The organism is Leisingera sp. ANG-DT, assembly GCF_000813785.1.
Taxonomy (GTDB): Bacteria; Pseudomonadota; Alphaproteobacteria; order Rhodobacterales; family Rhodobacteraceae; genus Leisingera.
In genome coordinates this window covers 13,308-37,062 of the sequence record NZ_JWLE01000015.1, presented here as the reverse complement: position 1 = coordinate 37,062, position 23,755 = coordinate 13,308, and the positions used below count along the sequence as shown (strand labels likewise).

Sequence of the window (23,755 nt, the reverse complement as noted above, 5' to 3'; positions counted from 1 at the left end):
GGTGGTGACGGCGGCGGCGGCGGGGTCAGCTCACGTGGTGGTGGTGACGGCGGCGAGGGTGACGGCAGCACGTTCGGCGGTTCGTCCGGCAGCGGCCGGTTCTTTGGAAACCGCATTCGCTCTGCCGATCAAGTGGTGGACCGGGTCGCCGGTTTCCAGGATCTCTGCGGCATCGTGGGCCCTTATCTGATCGATTGTCTGGCTGAGCGGTTTGAGGCGCTGGAAAAAGACTTGGCCGGCTTGCCAGGACATGAACCCTTGCGCGCCATTCTCAAAGACACTGCCCGCGATCTGCGGCAGATTGCGCGGGAAAACCGCGACCCCTCAAAGCCCCGGGGCAAGGCACGATCCGTCAACAGCACGGACAAGTCGCACCGCCCGATTGTGGCCGTGGCACCGGAGCGGCAGGCAACTGCAGTCGCTCAGGCATTGGCTGTGCTGGAGGAGACCCAGACCAAACTGTTGCGCTCAGCTGAAAGCTCACCCACAAGGTCGGTTGTGCGTTATCAGCGGATCGCAGCTGCGATCGATTCCAGCAAGGTGCTGTTGCGGTCTGTCTAAGCAGAACAGCAACGCCTTTTACAGCTGACCGTCAGCGATCCACGCGTCCAGCTGGCGGCGGCTGATCTCAAAGTGCATGCTGTCCTCGCGCCGGAAGCCGGCCCCCCAGACCCACCCCTGATCGTAAAAGAAGTCCGCCATGATGGTGAGGCCCAGCTGGGTTTTGCCATCGGTGAAATTGTCCAGCTTGCCGTCAATGTTCAGGTCCACCGCCAGCCCGTAACTGTGTGTGGACAGCGAGTTGGTGGTGCCGCGGATCCGCCGCACGCACAGTGCCCCGGCAGTGTTGATGCGGGCATAAAGGTCCGGGTCGGCCTGGCGGATGTTCTCAAACACCACTTTCAGGCTTTCAATTGCGGGGCGCAGCATACTGACCCGGATCGGCCCAACCTGTTCGGTCACCAGCTTTTCCTTCAAGTCCGGGTTGGTCATCGGCTGGCAGGTGTCGTTCAGATCCTCGCGCGGGCGGCCCAGCCTCTCGGTCAGGTATTTGCCGCCCGTGACCCGCAGCCCGCGGTTCACGTTCAGCCGGTCGGCAATCAGCACCACCTGCGCATAATCAAGATCAGCACCGCCGGTCTGGTTCCAGATCGCAGCCTCGCCGGCTGCGTCATCAGTGAAAGGGCTTCCGGTGCCTGCCCCTCCTGCAGGCAGGCTGGCAACCTCATTTTGCAGATCTGTCATCCGGGCTTGAAGATCCTCCATCTGCTGGCGCAGCATCTCGATTTCAATCCGCGCCGTGGAATCCACACCGCCAGCCCCCTGGTAATCCTCTTCGCTCAGCAGCCAGCTGAGACCGAACCAGATCGTCGGCGCCAGCACTAGGCCGATGGCGATTATCACAGCTGGCAAAACCCGCATTTTCCCTCCCGGTACGTTTGCGCCCATTTCAATCTTTAGCCGCCCGGCAGTAAACCCCCTGTTTACAACTTGCCGGAAACACCGTGTTTTTTTCCGGCGCTTGGCTCTGCCCGGCATTGGCAGGCAGATAGCGCTGGTATAGACTGCCAGCAATGTTCAAACGGTAGGGGAGGGCGCAGAGCATGATCCGCCTGAAAGGTATTTTCACAAGTGTTCTGGGTGCCGGCCTGATTTTCGCGCCGATGGCGCAAGCACAGTCCGACAGCAGCGAACTGTCGGTCGAAGAAATCACCGAAGCGTTCAAGAAGCAGAAGACCCGCGGCCTGGTCATTGTGCCCAGCAGCGGCGGCACAGCCGAAACCGCAGCTGAGGAGACCGCAACCGTGGCTGCGGCGTCTGAGGAATACAATCCGGTTGACCGCCAGACTCAGATCAATGTCCAGATCTCCTTTGACTTCGACAGCGCCGCCCTGCGCGCCGATCAGGAGCCGAAACTGGCAAATATGTGTGCCTCGATGAAGGCTCTGGATGGCACTGTGTTCCAGATCATCGGCCACACCGACAGCTCTGGCTCGGCAGCTTATAACGAACGGCTGTCGCTGTTGCGCGCGCAAGAAGTGCGCCGCCATCTGATCAGCTCCTGCGGCGTGCCGGAGGATATGCTGAAAGCGATCGGTATGGGGGAAACCGCCCCGTTCAACCAAGATAACACACGCGCCGATGAAAACCGCCGCGTAGAATTCCAGGCTCTGGGCTAAGAACAGCCCGGACCCGCGCCGGATCAAAGGTCAGGGAGACTTCCATGCTTGAATCGCGCCCTGGCGACCTGTTCCAGCCGGGTGATCTGCTGAACAATACCTACAGGATTGAATGCCTGCTGGGTCGTGGCGGAACCTCCGACGTCTACAAGGCGCGGTCGGAAATTTCCGGTAACCTGGTTGCACTTAAGGTGTTGAAGCAGGAACTCGCCGCCAACGAGGATTTCACCGTCCTGATGGCGCGCGAGGAAAACATCCGCGAAATCCGCCACGCTGCCGTTGTGCGTTATTCGGAGAACCACCGCACGCCGGACGGACATATTTACCTGCTGATGGACTATGTCGACGGCCCCGGCCTCGACAAGCGCCTGAAGCAGGGGCCGATGCCGGCCGAAGATCTGCTAGTTGTCTGCCGCCGGGTGGTACAGGGCCTGCAGGCGGCGCACGCGCGCAACATCGTTCACCGCGACCTCAGCCCCGACAACATCATCCTGCGCGGCGGCGACCCGGCAGAGGCGGTGATCATCGATTTCGGCATCGCCAAGGACACCAATCCCGGTGCTCAAACCATTGTCGGCAATGAATTTGCCGGCAAGTACTCCTATGCCGCGCCGGAGCAGATGAGCGGCAATACCGATGCCCGTTCGGATATTTACTCGCTGGGGGCCCTGCTCTTGGCCAACTTCCGCGGTGCCGCGCCCAAATTGGGTGCAAACCCGATGGAAGTAGTTGAAAACAAGCAAAAGCCGCTGGACACCGAAGGTGTCCCCGAACCGCTGAAATCTCTGATTGACCGGATGTGCGCACCGGATCCGGCTGACCGGTTCCAGAACGCAGGCGAAGTACTGGCGTTTCTCGACAACCCTGACAGCGGTTCTGATGGCGGCAGCCTGGCCGATGTGCTGGATGCGCCGAATGAAGACGCCACCATCATCGTGCCGCAGACAAGCAAACCGGCACCGCCTCCGCCGCCTTCTTCCAAACCGGCACCGGCAGATGCAAAGAAGAGCGGCGGCAAAGGCCTTTGGGCAGCTTTGGCAGTTCTCTTGCTGCTGGGCGGCGGCGGAGCCGGCGCTTATTTCGGCGGTTTCCTCGACAGTTTCATCGGGCCCAGCTACCCGGAGGTGCGCCCCTATTCGCTGATTGCCGAAAAGCAGCCCGATGGCCCAGTGCAAATCGTCGGCAATGTACCGTCCGAAACCGTGCGCAACGAATTGGCCGCACTGTCGCAGGAGGCAGACCTGACACTGGCCTCCGGCGCCATTGCCGAGACCTGGGGCGCCGATGTTCTGGACACCGTGCGGCCGCTGGAAGGCCTGCGCGAATGGCGTCTGGTGATCAGCAATAACAAGGCCCGCCTCAGCGGCAGCACCGATGACCCCAACGTCGCGGAAATGCTCAATGAAATGTTCCGCAACGGCCTGCCGGGCGCGCTGGAGGGCAAGGCTGAAATCCGGTTTGAACTGCCGGTTCTACCCGTTGCGGAAGTCAAGGCGATTATGGACACCTTCGCCGACTGCGGCCCGCTGGTCCGCGACGGCAACGGCCATATTGAAGGTTACGGCCCCACGGATCCGATCCTGATCAGCGGCCGGGTTGCCAGCACCGCCACCCGGCTGGAGTTGTTTGATGCCCTGCGCGCGCTGGCCCATGAAAGGCAGGTGGTGCTGGATGTGGAAGTCCTGAACGACTCGCTCTGCGTGGTTGAACAGCATCTGCCAAAGGCACCTCCAGGCGGTGCCGAAGTGGAATTCGCAGTGGGTGGAACGCCCGTGGAACCAAACCCCTCCGGGCGTTTCTTTGTCGGCGAAAACCCGGTGATCGACGTGGTGCTGCCAAACGATGTGACAGATGGCTATCTGACGGTTTCGATCCTGGATGTATCGGGCAATGTGTTCCACCTGCTGCCCAACATCTCGCGCGAGGACAACGCAGTCTCAAGCCTCCGGGGCGGCGAAGCCGGGGATGTCCCTGTGCGGGTGGCTTACAGCCTGGAAGAATCGGCGGCCAATGGCGGCATCGCCTTCAAGGTCGACGACAGCACATTGGGCAAAAGCAAGGTGCTCGTGCTGCATTCCGCGGAACCGCTGTTTGACGGCATGCGCCCGACCTCGGAAAGTGCTGTAGGATTTGCTGAGGCACTGAAGGCCAGTTACGAGGCGGACTCCAGCCGCATCCGCTCGCTCGACAGCCGCATTCTGGTGACGGCCAAGCCCTGACCGGCTTTCGAGGTTTCCCTTCAGGGGAAACCTCCGCCTACAAAACGTCGATGACAATGGCCGTGATGTTATCCGCGCCGCCTCCCGTCAGCGCGATCTGGATCAGCTGGTCGCCGACAGTCTCCAGGGGCGCACTGCCCAGAACGTCCTCCAGAATTTGGAAGGTCGCGTATTTGGTCAGCCCGTCAGAGCAGATCAGGAACCGGTCGCCTGGTTCCGTGTCGCCGCGGATCTTGTCGATCTCCAGCTCCTCCCCTACCCCGACAGCACGGGTGATCGCATTTGAATGCGGATGCTGTTCTGCCTCATCCCAGGTCATCTTGCCGGCCAGAACATATTCCGCCACCGCGGAGTGATCCTCGGTCAGCATCTCGATATGGCCATCGCGCAGCCGGTAAATCCGGCTGTCCCCGGCCCACAGGCCGACAAAATGCTGGTTCGCCATTATCAGCGCCGCAACGGTTGACCCGATGGTGCCGCCGCCGCGGGCCTCGGCCTCGGCGCGGATCGCCTTATGCGCGTTTTGGATCGCATCGCGCAGCGCATGCATCCGCGCCGCCGGGTCCAGGCCCAGCGGTATCATCGCCACTGCATCGGCAATCAGCCGGCTGGCAAAATCACCTGCATCATGTCCGCCCATACCATCTGCCACCAGCCAGATGTCATGTTCCGGAAGCGCCAGAACGGAGTCCTCGTTGACCTTGCGCTTCAGCCCCACATGGGTCTGCGCGGTATAGCGGTATTTGCGCAGCTGGTTCATCATGCGGCCTCAACCCCTGCCCAGACCGGCGCGCCCAGGTCGAAAAGTGCCAATGCTGTTACTCCCGCTGGCAGCCCCCTGCACGCCAGCGTCCGGGGCTCCCCATCCAGCACTGCCGTCCACAGGCTGCAGCCCGCCAGTCGCGGGTCTGATTGCTTCAGCCGCTCCGGGCCTAGCGGCCCAGCCATCACCACGTCCGTTGCCGCTGGCTGAACACCGTCAGGGACTGGCATTGCTGCAAGCCGTTCAGCCAAGCTGTCTTTGGTCATGGTGTCCTCCAATGCATCCAGCGCCAAATCCTCCAGCCCTTCAAACAGCGGTTCGGCGCTTAGATGGCCCAGTGCCGGCGGGCCGGATTTAGGCAGCGCCTCCATCAGGGTCAGCGGAAACCGCCGCCCAACCCGATCGACCGACGGCATCATCACGCCCCAGACGGATGCGGCACCTGCAAGACCCGCCGGCAGCGTGAACCGCCAGATCGGCGCAGTCATGTAATGCGCATCGAAGCCTGCGCCGTAGACCGCTTTGCCATCCAGCATAACCTGCTGCAGCCAGGCGTCCCAGACCCGCACAAAGCCGCCAGGCGTGTTCAGCCGGAAGAAATCCCCGGCTGAAGGCATCTTGCCGAATGCGCCGAACCCCGCCATCACATTGACTTCGGGCAGCTGAATTTCGCCATGGCAGGCAGGGCGAAGGGGTTGATAACGGACCCGGACTGCAACTCGAACAGCGCCAGTCGCCCGCCGACGCGGAAGTTCACCCGCCGCCGGTCAGAGACATTGGTGCGCCGCACCTCCGCCGCATCCAACAGCCGGAACCAGGCCCAGGGCCCGTCCCGCGACAGCACGTTCTCGCTATCCCGTTTTTGCGGCAGTAAAGTCAGCCGTGCCAGACCGACAGAGCCCGGCCAGGTCACCGCCACCGGCGTCGGTGCACCAGAGCGGTGGTTGTAGGCCACCTTGGTGCCGTCGATCTCCAGCAGCACTTCCTTGGCCTTGGGGTCCAGCGCGTTGACGGTGATCTGGAAGTTCACCGCAGGCTGCGCCCCGCCGGCAAAGAAGGCCTCCTTGATCTCTGACGCATATTGCATCTGCTGCAGCACCGCAGGGCTGATGCCCAGATCCACGTCATTGACGCGCTTCCATGTCCAGGGCCGGCTGCGGGTGTCGACGTATTTCAGCAGATGCTCATTGAAGAAACTGTCGATCATCCCGTTCGGGGAGAACAGCTTGGCAAAATCCGCCATCGCCACATCGGCACGTGCCGAGCGGTTGAAGGGATAGCGGTTCGCCAGTGCTTTCTCGCAGAACGGCAGCACCGCCGATTGCCAGCGCGCGTTGATCGAGGCGCGGGTGCCTTCCGACGTGATGCCCGACGATCCGGCCGAAATCTGCGTTGCCCAGCGGGGCAGCGGCCCGCCCATCCGGCTGGCGGTCTGCTGGAACTGCAACAGCGCTTGACCGCTCTGGCCGCCCGTGGCGACGCCAGAGAAGGACATCTTGTTCAGCTCCTGATAGACCAGTTGCAACTGCCCCATCAGATCATCCAGCTGCGAGGGCTGCCCCTCGGGCCGGTTGACCAGGTCATACAGCCACTGGAACCGTTCCTGCACATAGGCCCCCGGCGGCTTGGCCGCCTGACCGGGTGCATTTTCGGCAGAGCCGACCAGCGCCTCCAGCAGAATCTGGCCCTGGATTGACAGGTTCGAACGCGCCTCAATCGCTGCCACGTTCTGGGCACCCGCGGCCAAAGTGCCCGCGTCCAGAACGGATTTATCCTCGTTCAGCCGGGTTTCGTTGCTGACATCCGTCAGGATGTTGACAATGGGCGAGGTCGGCCCGGACAGCACATTGGTGACTTCCACCGCATGCGACAGCGACTCCAGCGGCACAATGTCGATGTCGCCCAGGATCTGGTCATAGCGGCTGATGTAGTCGTTGTAATAAAGATCCAGGACATCGCGGCTGAGCTTCAGCAGAACCGCCTCGTTCTGGGACGCTTCATTGTTATCGCCGAGCACCCAGGCCTCACGGTGGACCCGTTCGGCAACGCTGACCGCCTCCGGCAGGAACACGTTGTGGAAACCGTCAAAGGTAAAGATCCCTTCGATCCCGTCGTTCAGCGGCTTGCCGGAACTGCGCACCAGCACCCGCTTGACCGACGGGCCGCCAACATCGGTGATCCGCCATTTCGGCAGCGCCGTCGCCTGCTGTGAATTCAGGATGCCGTTATAGACCCGTTGGGCCAGGGGCATCTCCGACAGGATGTTCTGTGCCTGCTCGATCAGCGGGCCGTTGAGCGCGATTTCCTCCATCGGCTGCGACAGCAGCGCGGTGAGGTGATCCGTCAGATCAGCGCGCAACTGGTTGCGAGCGATACCGGGATAGGCAATGTTCTCCCAGTCAAGGCGCATCCACTCCTTGACCAGATCGGGGTTCATTGGTCCTTGAAGGCCCAGCATCAGATAGATCTTCAGCGCCTCGTACAGCGTGTCGGGGTTGTTCATATTCCCCTCGATCTGCTGCTCCAGGCGCACCAGCAGCCGCGGCAGCAGACGCCGGTTCAGCGCCCCGCGGTAGGTCTGCGCCGCTTGTGTGCCAATCACCTCGCCCTGATAGAGGCCATAGGTCATGGCCCCGTCAGGCTCCGGATCGGACAACACCGGGTTGCCGGGCATGTCGCGCAAGTTGTTCAGCGCGGCGGCTACCGGCACCAGATCGGTATCGCCGACCGGGCTGGGCGGAAGCTGCGCCGCGGCAGCCTGATAGGCCGCAACCTGGCCTTCAGCCTGAGCAATCAAATCGGTGTTCTTGAGATAAGACCGCACCCACAGCGCCCCCATCGCAATTGCCACCAGCACTGTGGCAGTAATCGCAATCCGGCGGGTCCAGCGGTAGCGGCGCTCAACCTTGTCATCCGCCGACACCAGACCGGCCTCGGGGAACATCACGCTCTCGAACAGGCGGGTCAGGAAGAAACTACGCCCGGTCCCCTGCCCCGAGCCGATCGCCTGGCGCCCGATGCCAAAGGTTTGCGCCATACCCAGCATCAGCCGATCGATCGGCGTGCCTTCCTGGGTGCCAGAGGTGAAATAGACCCCGCGCAGCATCTGGCGCTGCTCATAACGGTTGTCCTGGAACACCTCCATCAGGAACTCGCGCGCAACTGCGCGCATGGAGGCGACCTGCGCCGGGAAGCCCGCAATCAGCGCCCGGCGCTGATGGTCGGTCTCGGTCTGCATCTTCTCCAGCAGCTGCGCGTTGATCTGCCCCAGCAGCAGGCCGAATTCCTCGTCAAACCCGGCAATTGGCGGCTGTTCTTTCTTGCCCTTGGGCAAGGGCAGCGTGAAGCCCCAGACCTGCTCGCGGTCCTCCTTGCCTAAAGAGTCATGGAACTCCTGGAAGCCGGCAATCAGGTCGGCCTTGGTGAACAGCACATAGACCGGGAAGCGCACGCCCAGTTTCTCGCGCAGCTCCGCCAGCCGGCGGCGCACGGCGGCGGCGTGGCTTTTCTGGGTGATCTCATCCTGCAGCGACAGGTCTGACAGCGAGATCGCGATGATCGCACCGTTGATCGGCTGCCGCTTGCGGTATTTCTTCAACAGCCCGAGGAAGCCAAGCCAGGCCGCATTATCCGCCTCGGCATCGCTTTCCTGCGTGGTATAGCGCCCGGCGGTGTCGATCAGCACCGCCTCATTGGTGAACCACCAATCGCAGTTACGGGTGCCGCCGACGCCGCCGATGGCGGCCTTGCCCATCTTCTCAGCCAGCGGGAACTGCAGGCCTGAGTTCACAATGGCAGTGGTTTTACCGGCACCCGGCGGGCCGATCATGATGTACCACGGCAAGTCGTTCAGGTGCCGCCGCCCGCCCTTGGACTTGCGCAGCTCCTTCATCGCGTCCTTGAACTTGCCGCGCAGCTCGCCGATTTCCTCGGACAAGACATCATCTTCCGAGGTATCAACGGCCTCCGCCATCTCCTCGGTCATCTCCTTGTCCTTGCGGCGGCGGCGCCAGAAGATGATGCCGATGATGATGAAATACAGCAGGAAGATCACCCCGATGGTGATCAGCCGCGCCATCACGCCGTCAAACGGCCGCCAGTCATCGCTGCCGATGAAAGGTGCAAAATACCACACACAGGCCGACAGCACCGCGGCCAGGATCAGCAGGATGGTGTAGATCGACCGGAACAGGGGAAAGATATAACGGCGGATCATCCTTGAACCTCCTGAACCAGCAGAATTTCAATCCTGCGGTTCTTGGCCCGCCCGGCGCGGGTGCTGTTGTCTGCTATCGGTTCCTTGTCAGCACGGCCCTCGGCCGACAGCCGGTCCGGGTCTGTCATGACCTTGGCCATGCCTGCCATCACCGACTTTGCCCGTGCCAGCGACAGCGCCATGTTGGACGGGAACCGCGAGGAACGGATCGGCACGTTGTCGGAATGCCCTGCCACGATGATCTTGCCCTTTTCGTCATTCAGCGCTTCGGCCACCCTGTTCACGGGATTACGGAACGCCTTGCTCAGCTGGTCCGAGCCGGAACCGAACATGCCGGAGCCGGTTAGCCGGATGATGAGCGTGTTGCCCTTCTGGAAGACCTGCACGATGCCTTCCTTGATCTCAGGTTCCAGAAAACCGGACACCTTGGCGACCTGTTCTTCGGTCGTCGGCGCCAGCGGCGGCGGCGGTGGCGGCGGCGCGCGCCGTTCCAGCTCTGCCTTGGGGCCGGAATCCACGATCGTCAGCTGCCCGACCACATTTTCGGTCTGGTTCGACAGCATCCAGCTTAGCCCTAAGAACTGCAGTGCCAGGATGGCCAGGGTCGCGGCCATGGTGATCCACACCAACCGCCAGACCGACAGCGCCTTGAACGGCTTGACGATGCCTTCCCAGTGCGGCGACAGATCGCGCTCTACCGGGCCCCTCTGGTTGCGGATGATCCGGGCCAGCGCACCGCGGATCTGCAGATGTTTTTCCGAACCGCCCTGCTCCACCCGCAGGCGCCCCTCGAAGCCCAGTGACAGGCACATATAGAGAAACTCGAGCATGTCGATGTTGGCACCAGGCTCCTTCTCCAACCGCGCCAAAAGGTCATAAAACCGGTCGCCGCCGACAACCTCGCGGTGGAAGGTTGCCACCATCGACTGCAGCCCCCAGGCGGACTGCCCGCCCCAAGGAGTATTCAGCACCACGTCGTCCAGCGTCGCGCACAGCGCATAGCGCGCAACCTTCACGGTCTGCGCCGCAATGCCCGCCTGCAGGGCGCGGTTCTCAAACGCGCGCACCTCGGCCACCACGTTCTTGCGCAAGCCATCCGGGTCCATGTGCTGGGCACGGTTGCGGATACGGGAAATCAGCGCAAACAGGGTTGAGGCGCAGGCCGTCAGCTGGTTCATCCCCGTCAGCGCCATCTTCGGCGCCTTAGCCCCGCCCGCGGCAGCCTGCGGTTTTGGGGCTGCCGCCTGCGGGACGCCATAGGCATCCAGATCCGGCTCCGCTGGCTGCTCAGGCACTGGCTGGGTCTGCTGCGGCACCTCCGGCTGCTGCATCGGCGTGGCCGTGCGCCGCCCGCCCGGGTTCGGCTTGATCACCGTCTTGTCGGTATCCCCCGGTTCAGCAAAGGGATCGTCATAATCAGCCATTTCAGCGCCTTCCCTTATGCATTACGGATCGCCCAAAGCTCCATCTTGAGCCCCGGATACTGTCCCGACACATGCACCGCGATACCGCCCGAGGTGGTCATCTTGCGCCAATAGGGGCTGTCCGCATCCATCTCGAAATAGACCACGCCGGAATGATAGGGGATCTGCCGCGGCGCCACCGGCAAGGGGCGCAGGGTGATCCCCGGCAGGGCCGAGTTCACCAGCTGGCGGATTTCCTCGACGGGTCCGATCTTGGCCTGGCCGGAGAAATGCTTGCGCACGTCCTCGGCCGGGATGTCGGCACTGACCGCCAGTACAAAGCCTGCGTTGCCCAACAGCTTGCGGTCGGCGATGACCCCCACCGAGATGCCGTATTTGCGCGCTTCCAGCTTGATCGGAATTGCGGTCTGCTCCAGCACAGAGCTCAGATACTGGCGCAGCACCCGGATCACCGGCGCAAAGCACTCGACCAGATTGTCGTGGGTATAGGGCGGAAATTCCGGCGCCTGTTTTTCCGTCGACATGAACACCGACAGCTCGCCCGCCATGCCTGCGCAGGTGGTGAACAGCCGTTCCGGGTGCAGGTTCTCGATGTTGCGCAGGTGGCGCACCTGCGGCAGCATCCGGTTCACCACTGCCAGCAGCATGAAATCCGACACATCCGCCACACCGCGGGCGCCGCCCGCCTCTGACAGGCGGCCCGCCAGCGCCTCCATCCGGTGCGCCAGAAGCCCCTCCAGCTCACGCAGGAAACCGCTGAGCGCCTGCGACGCCCTGATGTCCAGACAAGACGGGATGAATGCCTGATCCAGCACGATCTCCTTGTCGGGGCGCACCTCGATGATGCGCGCCACCGGGACCGCCAGCAGATCAGCCAGATCATCCACCTCCAGCGCGAACTGCAGGCGCATCTTGCCCACGTCCAGCTCCACCGGCTTGCGCTCGGTCGAGGTCACATCGGTCACTTCAACTTTGTCGGGGCGCAGGCGGCTGGCCGAACGTTCGGCGCCGCTCAGATCCACTTCGGTCGCCCCCTGCCGGCGCTGCGGCACGGTCAGGTAGACAATGCAGTCCTTGACGGTGGTCGGCACTTCCATCGCCGGCGGATGCGGGTCCGCCATCGGCACCCGGAACACGGTGCCGTCATGGGTCAGCCCCTCGCAGGACTTCACCGCGAACTGGCCGATCTTCAGCGCCTCATGGTCGATTTCCAGCCCGTTCACGCCCCAGGCATAGGGGCTCAGCCGCCGCGCCAGTCCGCTGACCAGCGCCTCATTGTAGCGGTCGGACTGCTGGAAATGGTGCGGCTGCAGAAACAGCCCCTCCGTCCAAAGTACCTTGCTGTCCCAGGACACCGGGATCTCCTCTTACTTGCGGGCACACGCGCAGGGCGCGGTGCCGGTCATTCCTTCAGCCTGTCCAGCTGGTCCTTGTAGGCCCGCGCAAATTCGCGGCTGAACAGGTCGTGAAAATCATTCTCAGCCTGGTCGGAAATCTCCGCATAAAGCTGCTCGTATACATCCCAGTACCGCGCCTTCTTGCCGCGCAAGAGGCCGGTAAAGCCGCCCTTGTCCTCGATCTGCGCTTCCAGCGCCTTGGGGTCGAGCCGCTTCAGCACGCCTTTCAGCGCTGCCTCCATGCCGGTGACCATCGCTACTTCATGCGCCTTGATATCCCGCAGCGCCTCTTCGGCGGCAGTCTCAGGCGACAGGTAGCCCTTGGTCGCCGGGCGCACCATCGCCTCGATGGCCTGCTCCGGCGTGATCGAGAATTTCAGCGGGTTGTTTCCGCCGGCAGAAATCATCGTCTGCTCAATGCGGAACTCGGATTTGATTGAGGTCCGCGTCATCAGGATTTCACGCAGGCCCGTGACCAGCGTCTTCATCACCCGGCCCATCCGCGCCATGGTGCTGGCGTGCTCCGCCGGATCGAGGCCGACGTCTGCGCCGACCCCTTTTAGAAACGCTTCTACCGCTTCCTGTGCCTCTTGCGAAGGCGCAGCGGCAGGCGCGATTGTCTTCTCTGCTGTGTCCTGCTGCGGCGGGATCTCCTGCGGCGGCGCGGGCGGTGCTTCTTGCGGCGGGGCCGTGGGCGGGACCTCGGTTGGCGGCTGCGGCACCTCGCGCGGGGGCTGTGCAGGCTGAGGGTCCGGCTGGGGAACCGGATTTTCCGGCTCGCCGATGCCGGACAGGAAATCATCATCCCAATCGTCGGGGATCAGGCTGGACTGCGACGCGGGTGCTGAAAACCCGTCCGAGGCGGTCGGATTGTGATTGGGCAGGCTCGCCCCCTCCCCTTCGCGCCCGCCGCTGGCCTTCTGGAAGAATGGATCCTCGTCCTCACCCAAGGGCGGCAAAAGCTCGTCGATCGGGTCCACCGGGGTGAACTGCGCAGGCCCCTTCGGCCCTTCGCCCAGCAAGTCATCCAGGAAATCGCCGCCCGGACCCGCATCCTCAAGCAGCTGCAAGGGGTCAGGCGCATTGGCCGCATTCCCGTGCGAGGCTGCCCCTTGCGCCGCGGGTGCCGCGATCATGTCGCCGACATCGGCCAGGTCATCGCGGATTTCCACCACCAGCTCATAATTGCCGACGCACAGCACATCGCCGTTGTTCAGCGGCGTCGGGGTGCGGCCCAGCGGGATCTTCGAATAGTTCAGAAAGGTGCCGTTGGAGCTAAGGTCGACCACCACCACATTGCCATTGTGATCCTCGATCACACAGTGATTGCGCGACAGCATCTGGTCCGGGTCCGGCAGCACCAAGTCACAGCTGGCACCGCGCCCCACCGTCAGGCTCGGCCCCCGCATCGGAACAGGGGCCGCATCGCCGGGCATCGCGCCCGAGCTCTGGAATTTCAGTGTCACTCCCATGCCTGGGCTTATCCTCCCACCAGAACGGTGACTTCACCCTTGGCAACCATGCCGCCGCAGGCGGTGCTGTCCAAGATGCGCGCGGCCGGCAGGTTGTTGATCAGCACCGTTGCCGACCCCTTGATGATCGGGTGCGGTGATGGCGCTGCGGTGCACATGTCGGTAAGCCGCGCGGCCGGCAGATTGGCCACCAGCACAGTCACCGCGCAAGGCGGCAGAATCGGTGTCGGCACCGGCAGCACCGGCGGCGGCGGGGTGGAGGGCAGCATGCAGGCATGCAGATCCGTCACCCGGGCCTGTGGCATTCCCATCTGTTCATCCTCCCTTTCAGTCCTGCGCGGCGTGCAGCGGGACCTCGATCACCTGCCCTTTGCCGCCGCGCGCAATATCCAGCGCCCGCTCTATTAGAACGGCGCCGTGTTCTTCAAACTTATCAGACAATTGACCCAAGGCCACCATATTCATGGCAAAGGCAGCCGCCTCAGAGGCCCCTGCCGGGGCAGGATATTGATTCAATTCTCCGGGTCCCAGCGTTCCGGCCGCATAGAGCACCGCCAGCGCGCAATTCACTGTGTCATCATCCACATAGGCATGATCCAGGGTGATCCGCGCCTTGTCGCGGTTCTCTTCCGTGGGATCGAACACCCAGGCCTCCGACGCGGTCAGCGAGGCAGGGTCCTTGTCGGAGCGCGGCCCGATGTAATCGCGCGCTGCCAGGCAGGCCCACCACACCCGCTCCCGCGGGGGCAGCAGCACCGCCAGCGTGCGCAAGAGATCGACCAATGCGCCCTTGCGCTCCAGCTCTTCCAGCACAACCCCCGCCAGCGCCGTAGGCGGCGCCTCCAGCGGGGTCTTCAGGATGACATTTGCCCGCGACAGCAGCTTGGCCACCGGGTCAGCAGGCATTTTCACCAGCTTTTCAAATCTTGCCGACATCTGCACCCGCCTAGTTGATCATCGTGAGGCCGCCCTTCAGGGTCAGCATGGCCTCGCCTTTGACGGTGGTCATCGGCGCTTTTGCCTCAACCATACCGGTGCCTTCGATCTTGATCATCGGCCCTTTGATGGAAACGCCGGAGTTATCGATCTTCACTTCGGAAGCACCCACGGTCAGCTTGATCTCCTGTCCTGCGCTCATCGCGATCTTGCCCGCGGTCACATCCACTGTCAGATTGCCCAGCGACACGGTTTCCGAATGGTTCCCCTTGGCGATGGTCTCGGTCAGATTGCCGGTATCCACATCCAGGGTCATGTTGCCGGTCTGGATGGTCTCGGACTTGTCGCCGGTCTCAACGACTTCAGTCCGGTCGCCCTGGTGCACGGTTTCAGTCATATGCTGCTGGACCGTGAACACATAGCTCTTCTCATCCGCAGAGGTCACTTCGGGGTCGGGCGCATCCAGCCCCACCGTCACCGTTGAGCGGTCCTTGACCAGCATCTGGTGATCCTTCTCGGCCTGCACCCGCATCAGTTCGCTGTCTTTCTTGTCGTCGAACATCAGCTCGTTATAGCCGCCCCCGCCCTTTGACGAATTGGTCTTAATCCCCAGCTGGGTCTGATCAGCGGGGTAGGTATAGGGCGGCATCGTTTCGGCATTGTAAAGCATGCCGGTGCAGATCGGCCGGTCAGGGTTGCCGTCCTCGAACTGGATCACAACCTCCTGCCCCATCCGCGGAACGGCCACCATGCCCCAATTCTTGCCGGACCAAGGGGTCATCACCCGAACAAAGCACGAGGATGTTTCGTTTTTCTTGCCCTCGCGGTCCCAATGGAACTGAATCTTGATGCGGCCATGCTCGTCGGTCCAGATTTCCTCGCCGCTCTGGCCCACAACGGTGGCCGTCTGCAGACCCTGCACCTCAGGCCAGGGTGTCACCAGCGGCGCCCGGAACTGATCGGCTTTCAGGATCGCACCAAAGGTGGAGGCATAGACATCATGCTCCATCTCCTCCGGCACTTCCATGTTCCTCGGCTTCAGGTCGCGGCGCATCGCGCCTTTGGTCGCAACTTCCTTCTTCTTCTGGCTTTCCCGCTCGCCATAGTCCCAAGCCACCTTGATGTGATGCTCCGCATCAATCACCAGGTATTCCTTGTTGTTTTCGCTCACCGGGTGCTCTTTCATGGTAAAGGTGCAGCCCGTGACCAAAGTCGGCACGCTGGAGGCTCCGCGCCAGCGGATGTGCTTGATGGCCTCGGCCTCCATTTGCACCCGCGCCAGCTTGTTGCCCAGGCCGGAATTCTTCCGGTAATGCCCCTGGTAGTCGTAGACCTCGTAACTCTTGTAGGAATGCTGGCCCTTCTGGATAGACGATGTGGCCTTGAGATCCGCTGACGGCGTCAGGAAGTCAAAATCGTTCAGCGTAACCTTGCCGCGGGTCACGCGCTCATCCTTGGTCCACTCGGAAATATGCTCTTCGCGCCGCCTGTCGCTGTCATCGCGGGCGTGAAATTCAACGGTTGATCCGCCGCTGATCGGAGAATGGCCGCTGACCCCGTCGCACAGAATAAGCTTCTCGCGCGAGGTCTCCCCGACCGGGCTCTCAAAGTAGTAGTAGATCCCCTCTTCCTCCATCAGGCGGCACAGGAAATCAAAGTCGCTCTCGCGGTACTGCAGGCAATATTCCCGCTTTTCATAGCTGTCGCTCAGCTTGTCGGTAAAATCGCTGAACCCGTATTCGCCGAACAGCTGCTTGATGATCTCGACCGTGCTCTTGTCCTGGTACACCCGCAAATCGCAGGTCCGCGTCAGCATCCAGAACCAGGGGCGCACCTCGGCCACGAACATCTCGTACCCATTGCGGAACCCCAGATGCTCAACCGAAACGCAGATGCCGTTGAACTGATGCTCCGTCTGCTGGCGCATCACATGCACGTTCATCTGCTTGCCGACCAGGTCTTCCAGCTTGGGCTGGGCCTTGGTCGCAGCAAACTCGATCGTTGTCTCGGTGAGCTTGCTAAGCCCTTCGCGCACAATCGCCCGGCTCATCATCAGGCCGTCGGTGGAATATGTCCCCGACATCCAGGCGAGGTCATTTTCATGGCCCTTGCTTACAACCATGTCTCCTCCTTTCCGTGACGGGAACGGAGCCGGTAATCGCCGGCAGTGTTCTCAAACATTCGCATCACAAATCATCCAAAAGCGCGGCGAGGTCCGCATCCATTTCGTCATCATCATCCCCACCGTCGTCATCATCGTCATCCCCAAACGACGACAACAAGTCATCCAGATCCCCGAGGCCATCGTCATCCCCGTCATCGCCTCCGATATCAAGATCATCCAGGCCGAGATCGTCCTCATCGTCTCCGCCCAAATCCAAATCAAGATCCAGGTCTTCGTCTTCATCACCGCCGCTATCCGCAGGCGGTTTGGGCTTCGGCAGCCCGCGCGGATCCGGCGGCGAGGGCTCCGGCGCCGGCAATCCGGTCCAGGGCCCCAGAATCTCGCCGCCCTTCAGAGAGTTGAACGAGGTCAGCCGCACCTCGTCCCGTCCCTTGACCGCGCTCACCGCCATGAACCCGCGTTCCTGCGCCAATGCGATCTTGTCCAGATCGATATTGCGCTCGGTGCAGGGCAGCGCCACCTGGTCGCCGAACTTGTCGTTCACATAATGATAGGGCATCCCTCCCAGAGACATAATTTTACCCAGCTGCAGCGACGGCCCGTGTTCCGTGAACGACCGCCCCAGCAGGATCGCCACCAGCACCACCGGATTGGCCCAAAGCATACCCTTCAGGCCTTCCGTTTCGGTAAACTCCTCGAAATCAAACTCATAGCAGGGATCGGTTTTTTCGCCATAGGGCCGGCGCAGCAGGAACCGCGGGCTGGCCAACCCCAGATGGCCTGCCTCCGCCATCCCCTGTAGCGTGTTCCAGGCATCGGCCACCAGCTTGGGACGCTCCGCCTTGGGCGTTTTCAGGAACTCCGGCGAAATGGAGGCAAAGAAAGGCGCGTCCACATGCGCCGCCACCCGCGCGATCCGGCCCAGCAATTCGGCATGCGGAGGGGTTTCCTCGAATTGGTACATCCCGATCAGCGCCGAATAGCCGCCGCGCCCGTTCTCCTCGTCCAGGGGTTCCTCGGTCAACAGCCGCACGAAACCGGTCTTGGACAAGTCGTCTTCGGCGGCCAGATCCGCCGCCAGCTCCTCTGCCGAGATGTCATAGAGCATCACATCCAGCGTATCGTCCGCTTCAATCGACCGCGCCATCAGATCCAGCGAGCGCCACTGCGCCTCGACCGACTGGAACTCCGGGTGATGCAGCACCAGCCGCATCGCATCTGACAGCGCCTCATCCACTGCCTTCTGCATCGCCGTGACATCAGGGTCCGGCAGCGCCCGGATATGCGGCCCCACAACGCGCGCCAGCAAATCCTCCACCGGCGAGGCCTCGCGCAGCGTGTTGCCAGTGTCGCCGATCAGTTGCTGGAAGGCGCTCAGCCGCTTGTCAGCCGGCACCGAATTCCCGGCCGAGGTCCGTTTCGGCGCCCGTGCTTTGGTGCCGAATTTCTCTGCCCAGGCTTTCAGCGTCTTGGCTGCATGATCCGCCGTTGCGCCGCTTTGCAATTGCTTGCGCAGGCCAACCAGCTCGGAAAACAGCTCCACGTTTTCATACAGCTCATCCGGGTGCAGCCCGTCCAGGTCCTCCAGCTTGACCGCAATGCCCGCACCGTCCTTGCCGATCGGCAGCACCAGTTCGGTGGCGAAGCTCTCGATCACGTCCTCAACCGTATCCGGATCCAGCAGCACCGCCTTGCGCGCTGCCAGCGCATCGCCAGTTTCGATAATCCCCTTGGCCGCGCGGCCTGAGAAGTCGCCCAGGATCGCCATCCGGAACCGCTTGCGCTCAAGCTTCTGCGCAGCCGGCCGCTCCGCGCTCATGGTGCCATAGGCAAACTCCGGCTCGTCCGAAACCTCTGCCGCCGCAGCCGGTTCATCGCCGCCCTCGTCCAGATCCCCCAGAAGCGCATCCAGATCATCGCCGCCGGCCTCGGCGGTGTCCTCGTCGTCACCGCCTAAATCGCCAAGCAGATCATCCAGGTCCATATCCCCGTCGTCACCGCCCATCAGGCTGTCAAGATCCGCATCTGCGTCCCCCAGACCGCCCAGCAGCGCATCGAGGTCGTCTTCGGCGCTGTCCGCGTCCTCTGCCTCTTCGGCTTCCGCTTCCTCGCCAAGCCCCGCCAGCAGACCGTCCAGATCGCCGTCGTCTTCCTCATCGCTGCCAAGATCGCCCAGCAGGTCATCCAGGCTGGCGTCCCCGCCGGCCTCGTCCTCATCCAGACCGCCAAGCAGCGCGTCCAGGCCATCCTCACCGGCGTCCGCGCTGCTATCCGTTTCCTCCGGGGCACTCTCTTCCGGCTCGTCCAAACCGCCCAGCAAGGCGTCCAGATCATCCTCAGCCCCAGCAGAGTCCTCATCGCCAGCCAAAAGCGCATCAAGATCAGAATTGTCTGTGTCTTCCTCTTCAGCCGCATCCAAACTGCCCAGAAGATCATCCAACCCGTCTTCGCCGTCAGCGGCCTCAGTTGCGGTCTCTTCCTCCGCACCGCTCATAAGCGCATCAAGTTCGTCCGCGGCATCGTCCTCGCCGCCCAGGTCTCCCAACAGGCTGTCCAGATCACTGTCTTCAGCGGTGTCTTCCGCCTCATCGCCATCCGCCAGCAAGGCCTCCAAACCGGCCCCGCCGCTTTCAGCATCCTCTTCAATGCCAGCGTCCGCGAGGCCTGCCAGCACATCATCAGCGCCATCCTCCGCGGCCTCTTCCGGTTCATCACTGCCAAGATCCGCAAGCAGATCGTCCAGACCGCCATCGTCTGCTTCAGCGTCTTCAGGAGCCTCCAGCGTATCCAGCGCAGCGCTCAGATCCTCTTCGCCGGCGTCGTCCTCCGGTTCCTCAAGACCGCCCAGGATGTCATCCAGATCAGTGCCAGCATTAGTGTCTTCCTCAGGCGCGCCTTCTGCCAGCCCGGCCAGGATATCCCCGGCATCCTCCGCCTCTCCGGCTTCGTCGGGCGCATCAAGGCTGTCCAGAACGGCGCCCAGGTCGTCACCTTCCGCGTCATCCTCTTCAGGCTCAGCGTCAAGCAGACCGTCCAGAATATCATCGGAGCCGTCATCTTCCGCATCTTCGATCTCAACTGCGGCGAGGCTTTCCAGCGCATCTTCGGTATCGCTGGCGGTTTCGTCCTCCCCGGGCGCCTCCTCCAGCAGCCCGTCAAGCACGTCGTCCAGTCCGGCGTCCTCTTCGTCATCGGACACAACCACGTCCGCCAGGCTCTCCAGGGCCGCAGCCGCTTTTTCGCCGCTGTCTTCCTCTGCCAGGTCCGTATCTGCAAGCCCGGTCAGAACATCGGAAATATCGTCCTCTTCGTCTTCAGCAACATCCACCGCAGCCAGGCTTTCCAAAGCCGCACCAGAGTCATCCTCCTCCTCAGCCGCGTCCGGTTCCAGATCTGCCAGCCCCTCCAGAATGTCCGAATGGTCCTCATCTTCAGTCTCAGCCACCTCTGCGGCTGCAAGGCTCTCCAGCGCGGCGCCCGCAGCATCATCGGCCTCATCCTCCACCTCGATCGCGGCCAGCTCATCCAGAACCGAGGCATGGTCCTCTTCCTCGTCAGCGTCCGGCACATCCGCAGCCGCAAGGCTCTCCAAAGCTGCGCCCGCAGTGTCTTCTTCCGCGTCATCGCCGGTCTCCAAAGCGGCAAGGCTTTCGAGCGCATCCTCCGCTGCGGTGTCTTCATCCTCTTCCACCGCTGCATCTGCCAACGCATCCAGAACGCCGGAATGGTCTTCTTCGCCATCCTCCGCAATCTCGACAGAGGCGAGGCTCTCCAGCGCATCATCAGCCGCCGTATCGGCTTCTTCCGGCACATCCAGATCCGCCAGCGCATCCAGCACACCAGCGTGATCCTCTTCTTCCGCGTCAGTCACTTCAACGGACGCCAGGCTTTCCAGCGCCGCTCCCGCGGTATCTTCTTCGGCCGCCTCCTCCACATCCTGCGCCGCCAGCCCGGCCAGCACATCGCCAGAGGTGTCCTCGTCCTCTTCGGGGAGGTCCGCCTGCGCCAGCCCTTCGAGGACAGAATCCGTCTGATCGTCCTCAACAGTCTCCGGAACCTCAGCCGCGGCCAGCGACGCCAGGGCATCTGCGGCTTCATCCGGCTGGTCTGTGTCCTCAGGCGCCGCCGCGCTCAAACCGGCCAGCACGTCCGCTGACGTGTCTTCCGGCTCCGCAGCTTCCGGCGCGGCGTCGCGCAGCGCATCCAGAACCCCGCCGGATGTGTCCTCAGGCGCGGTACCTTCCGGCGCTTGCGCGGCAAGGCCGGCCAGCACGTCACCCGTGGTGTCCGCCTCTTCCTCCGGCAGTTCCAGATTGCGCAGGCTGTCCAGCGCCGCGGCACTCTCTGCATCCGCGGCGGGTGCAGACACCGCCGCCAGCAGCGACGGGTCGTTCAGGATCGTCTCGATCAGCGTCTCGGCCCCGGTTTTGCCGTCCATATAGGCCATCAGGTTCTGCAGCTGGGTGCGCGCCTCCAGCAGCGGGCGCAGCGCATCCACCTTGGCGGCAATCGCACCGGGCGCGAAATCCGCCATGCTCTCAAACGTCAGATCCACCGCCAGGTTGCCCTCGCCGGTCAGCGTGTTGGGCACGGTGAAGGCCGCGCGCGGCGCCAGGCCCTTCATCCGCTCATCAAAATTATCAACGTCGATCTCTAGGAACTTGCGGTCCGCCACCGCGGGCTGCTCTACCGTGGACTTGCCCACCAGATCGCTCATCACCCCCATGACAAAAGGCAGCTGCACCTTCTTCTCGGCGCCATAGAGCTCCACGTCATATTCAATCTGGACCCTGGGCGCCCGGTTCCGGGCGATGAATTTCTGCGAGCTGTCAGCCATTGCCCTGCCCTTTCAGGTCGGCAATCTCCGCCCGCAAGCTTTTGATCTCCTCATGCAGCTCCATCACATGCGCATCGACCACGTCGGTCTCCGACTTCACCAGATCGCGCAGTTTCTCGAACTCCGCCTCCGCATCCGCTTCCACTGCCGACTGCATGGTGTTGACCAAAAGGCCTATGAACAGGTTCAGCACCGAAAACGCGGTGATCACGATGAACGGCACAAAGAACGACCAGGCGAAGGGGAACTCCTCCATCACCGGGCGCACGATGCCCATCGACCAGCTTTCCAGTGTCATGATCTGGAACAGCGAATAGAGCGACCGGCCCAGCGTGCCGAACCATTCGTCAAATGCAGCGCCGTACATCATCGTCGCCATCACCCCGAAGACGTAGAACACGATGGAGATCATAACAATCACCGCGCCCATGCCCGGCAAGGCATCCAGCAGTGCCTGCACAACCGCCCGCATCTGCGGAATGACCGACAAGAGCCGCAGCGCCCGCACCACCCGCAGGCCGCGCAGCGCCGACAGGCCCTGGCTGTCCGGGAACAGGCCGAAGGAGACGACGACAAGGTCAAAGATATTCCAGGCCGAGGAAAAGAACCGCCAGCCGTAGGCAAACAGCTTCAGCGCCAGCTCCAGCACAAAGATTGCCAGTACGGTGGTGTCGATCACATCCAGCAGCCCGCCCGCATGCGCCCGCACCGCAGCAGAGGTGCCGAGGCCCAGCGTGATGGCGTTAAAGATGATGATGCCCAGAATGGCATTGGTCACCGACCTGCGCTCGACAAATTCGCGGGCCTTGTCCCGAAGCGTCTCTGCGGATTGCGCGCTGCTGTCCAAGGTACTTCTCCACCGGTCTTTCAGTTGTCCGGGCGCAGAATGCGCCCGGTGGTCTTTTTCAGTTTCAGGCCGCGTCGAACACAGTCCCGTCCAGCACCTTGCTGGTGATTTTGTCATAGGCGTAGCCACCCACCGCGCCGCCCACACCCAGGGCCAGATCCTTGGCGCCGGTGGCAATCGAGTTGCCGTCGATCGGCGACAGTGCCAGAGCTGCAAATTTCAGCCCTTCGCGGAACACCTTCAGCGCCTTGGGGTCTTTGATCGTCAGCGCCTTCACCCGCTTCATCAAGTCCTTGATGTTGTTGGCCCAGCCGCGGGCATCGGCATACATGATCTGGATCTTGTCGATCGCGTTCTGCACCTCGGCATAGTTTTTCGCCAACGCCGTATCCAGCGCCTTGCTGATCATCACCAGCTGCGTCTTCTTATCCTTGACCGGATGCTTCTTCAGCTTCTTGCCAACCTCGGCCAGAAACTCCTTCTTCAGCTTTTCCTGCTGCTTCAGGATCTTGTTCAGGTTCTTCGACAGGTCATGCATCTTGACGACCATCTGGGCGTACTTGGCCTTCAGCGTATCCGCCGCATCCTCGACCGTCTTGACCGACGGCTGCGAGATGCCAAGAAACTCCTGGAACACCGCCGCCGACACCTCGTTGGTGGCATTCAGCGCCTTGTTGGAGGCCGCCTTCTCGACCACCGCCAGGTTCTTCACCAGGATGGTCTTGGACTGGTCGATATTGATCGCCAGTTTGCCAATGTCCTTGGCCAGCGTAACACCGGACTTGATCAGCCCGATGATGCCAAAGGCCGCGCCCGCGCCGCCAGAAAACGGCGAGGTTGCCATTGCCGCGATGCTCACCGCCAGCCCGGCCAAAGTGCCGGCAATTGACACCCCCACCTTGATCTTAAACTTGGACCATTCCTTCTTTTTCTTCTGCAGATTGGTCCAGGCCTTCTGAGCCGCCAGCTCCGCCGCCTTCTCGCCGACCTTGATGTCATTCTTGATGGCGTCGTTCAGCCCTTTCAGCTGCTTTTCCATCGTCTTCTTGTCGGCGCCCTTGTTGGCCATCTCGACAAAGGCCTTGTCGAACACCTTGCACTTCTTCTCAATGGTGTCGCGGGTCTGCTCAAAGACCTCGCTGGCACCGGCATGGAACTCCTGCTGCAGAAGCGGGTCTTTCTCGACCCCCTTCTCCATTTTCTTATCGAGCTCGACCACAACCTTGAAGGACAGCTTGGGCGGCTTGACCATCTCCAGCCCAGACGCGCCGACATCGACGTTCTTCATGTCCATAACAACATGTTTAACCATAGGAACTCCTTCCCCACTTGTTACCAA

16 protein-coding genes and 1 pseudogene are annotated in these 23,755 nt (G+C 62.3%); 3 read left to right on the top strand and 14 right to left on the bottom strand.

Annotated features, from left to right (window positions below):
* A partial coding sequence (locus RA21_RS22895; protein ID WP_052257665.1) for a hypothetical protein occupies window positions 1-561 on the top strand: 561 nt, incomplete at its 5' end.
* An 18-nt stretch (window positions 562-579) separates the two neighbouring features.
* Here RA21_RS22895 and RA21_RS14800 read toward each other — a convergent pair.
* A complete protein-coding gene (locus tag RA21_RS14800; RefSeq protein WP_039150194.1) occupies window positions 580-1,422 on the bottom strand; it encodes a M15 family metallopeptidase in 843 nt (280 codons plus the stop codon).
* 182 nt (window positions 1,423-1,604) lie between these two features.
* On the opposite strand from RA21_RS14800, the gene RA21_RS14795 reads away from it, so the two are divergent.
* Both RA21_RS14795 and RA21_RS14790 read left to right on the top strand, forming a co-directional pair.
* Window positions 1,605-2,180, top strand: coding sequence for an OmpA family protein (locus RA21_RS14795; RefSeq protein ID WP_039137195.1), 576 nt, complete (start codon window positions 1,605-1,607; stop codon window positions 2,178-2,180).
* Between the two features lie 44 nt (window positions 2,181-2,224).
* On the top strand, window positions 2,225-4,399 hold the full coding sequence (locus RA21_RS14790) for a serine/threonine protein kinase (RefSeq protein ID WP_039150191.1): 2,175 nt from the start codon (window positions 2,225-2,227) through the stop codon (window positions 4,397-4,399).
* Window positions 4,400-4,436: 37 nt separating this feature from the next.
* On the opposite strand, the gene RA21_RS14785 is transcribed toward RA21_RS14790, so the two are convergent.
* From RA21_RS14785 to RA21_RS14730, 13 genes and pseudogenes are all read right to left on the bottom strand, one after another.
* Window positions 4,437-5,159 carry a PP2C family protein-serine/threonine phosphatase gene (locus tag RA21_RS14785; protein WP_052257666.1) on the bottom strand — a complete coding sequence of 241 codons (723 nt, stop codon included), beginning with the start codon at window positions 5,157-5,159 and terminating at the stop codon, window positions 4,437-4,439.
* On the bottom strand, window positions 5,159-5,806 hold the full coding sequence (gene tagF / locus RA21_RS14780; RefSeq protein WP_039150189.1) for a type VI secretion system-associated protein TagF: 648 nt from the start codon (window positions 5,804-5,806) through the stop codon (window positions 5,159-5,161). The genes RA21_RS14785 and tagF overlap by 1 nt, the downstream gene beginning before the upstream one ends.
* A complete protein-coding gene (gene tssM / locus RA21_RS14775) occupies window positions 5,806-9,378 on the bottom strand; it encodes a type VI secretion system membrane subunit TssM (RefSeq protein ID WP_039150186.1) in 3,573 nt (1,190 codons plus the stop codon). The genes tagF and tssM overlap by 1 nt, the downstream gene beginning before the upstream one ends.
* Complete coding sequence (gene tssL / locus RA21_RS14770) at window positions 9,375-10,802, bottom strand: type VI secretion system protein TssL, long form (RefSeq protein WP_039137208.1); 1,428 nt, start codon at window positions 10,800-10,802, stop codon at window positions 9,375-9,377. Before tssL ends, tssM begins: the two co-directional genes overlap by 4 nt.
* A gap of 14 nt (window positions 10,803-10,816) precedes the next feature.
* Entirely contained in the window at window positions 10,817-12,157 is a 1,341-nt protein-coding gene (gene tssK / locus RA21_RS14765; protein WP_039137211.1) for a type VI secretion system baseplate subunit TssK, read from the bottom strand.
* A 47-nt stretch (window positions 12,158-12,204) separates the two neighbouring features.
* On the bottom strand, window positions 12,205-13,671 hold the full coding sequence (gene tagH / locus RA21_RS14760) for a type VI secretion system-associated FHA domain protein TagH (RefSeq protein WP_039150182.1): 1,467 nt from the start codon (window positions 13,669-13,671) through the stop codon (window positions 12,205-12,207).
* An 8-nt stretch (window positions 13,672-13,679) separates the two neighbouring features.
* Complete coding sequence (locus RA21_RS14755) at window positions 13,680-13,982, bottom strand: PAAR domain-containing protein (RefSeq protein WP_039137217.1); 303 nt, start codon at window positions 13,980-13,982, stop codon at window positions 13,680-13,682.
* A 16-nt stretch (window positions 13,983-13,998) separates the two neighbouring features.
* Window positions 13,999-14,607 (bottom strand): DUF6931 family protein, encoded by a 609-nt coding sequence (locus tag RA21_RS14750; RefSeq protein WP_039137220.1) that lies wholly within the window; start codon window positions 14,605-14,607, stop codon window positions 13,999-14,001.
* A 10-nt stretch (window positions 14,608-14,617) separates the two neighbouring features.
* Window positions 14,618-16,729 (bottom strand): type VI secretion system Vgr family protein, encoded by a 2,112-nt coding sequence (locus tag RA21_RS14745; protein WP_039137223.1) that lies wholly within the window; start codon window positions 16,727-16,729, stop codon window positions 14,618-14,620.
* Window positions 16,730-16,793: 64 nt separating this feature from the next.
* Complete coding sequence (locus RA21_RS23470; protein WP_342586524.1) at window positions 16,794-20,177, bottom strand: type VI secretion system contractile sheath domain-containing protein; 3,384 nt, start codon at window positions 20,175-20,177, stop codon at window positions 16,794-16,796.
* Between the two features lie 894 nt (window positions 20,178-21,071).
* A pseudogene (gene tssB / locus RA21_RS23175) lies at window positions 21,072-21,569 on the bottom strand (type VI secretion system contractile sheath small subunit); the annotation flags it as partial.
* On the bottom strand, window positions 21,562-22,416 hold the full coding sequence (locus RA21_RS14735) for an ion transporter (RefSeq protein WP_039150176.1): 855 nt from the start codon (window positions 22,414-22,416) through the stop codon (window positions 21,562-21,564). The gene RA21_RS14735 and the pseudogene tssB, both read right to left, overlap by 8 nt.
* Before the next feature lie 64 nt (window positions 22,417-22,480).
* Complete coding sequence (locus RA21_RS14730; RefSeq protein WP_241480982.1) at window positions 22,481-23,728, bottom strand: hypothetical protein; 1,248 nt, start codon at window positions 23,726-23,728, stop codon at window positions 22,481-22,483.
* Window positions 23,729-23,755 lie beyond the last annotated feature (27 nt).